This is a genomic window from Pseudomonas kitaguniensis, from assembly GCF_009296165.1.
Classification (GTDB): Bacteria; Pseudomonadota; Gammaproteobacteria; order Pseudomonadales; family Pseudomonadaceae; genus Aquipseudomonas; species Aquipseudomonas kitaguniensis.
Map to the genome: position 1 here is coordinate 1 of NZ_VUAZ01000258.1, position 719 is coordinate 719.

A 719-nucleotide genomic window follows, 5' to 3' on the forward strand; every position below is an offset into this window, starting at 1 on the left:
CAGGCGTCGGTAATGGAGGGTTAGAGCTGGAACTTGCTGACCAACGTATTGAACGAGGTGGCCAGGCGCGACGAGTGCTTGGCTGGAGGCGTTGGTCTGGTGGGCGCCGGCGGCGGTCTGGGTCGACAGGTCCTGGATGTTAAGCAGGTTGCGGTCCACTTCGCGCGCCACTTGGGCTTGCTCTTCGGAGGCGGAGGCGATCACCAGGTTGCGCTCGTTGATTTTCGACACGCTGGCAGTGATTCGCTGCAGCGCTTCGCCGGCGTTTTCCGCCAGGCTTTGGGTGTTGTTCGCCCACGTCAGGCTCTTGTTCATCGCGGCCACCGCTTCGTCGGCGCCAACCTGTACCTCGCCAATCATTTTTTCAATGTCGACCGTGGAGGTTTGGGTGCGATGCGCCAACGCGCGCACCTCATCGGCACCACCGCAAACCCTCGGCCTTGCTCGCCGGCACGCGCGGCTTCGATGGCAGCATTGAGCGCCAGCAGGTTAGTCTGGTCGGCGATGCCACGGATCACGTCAATCACCTTGCCGATCTCGCGCACCTGGTTGGCGAGGTCCACGACCGATTGCGTCGAGTCGTTGATCTCGACCACCATCGAACCCATGCCCGACACGGCCTGCTCCACTTGCTTGCGCCCATCCTCGGCTTCGGTGGTGGCCTGGCGGGACGCTTCCGACGTCGACACAGCATTGCTCGCCACTTCGTCTACCGCCGC

General features: G+C 63.3%; 1 pseudogene. It reads right to left on the bottom strand.

What is annotated here, in order from left to right:
* Positions 1-20 precede the first annotated feature (20 nt).
* Positions 21-719 (bottom strand): annotated as a pseudogene (locus F0169_RS27240) (methyl-accepting chemotaxis protein); the annotation flags it as partial.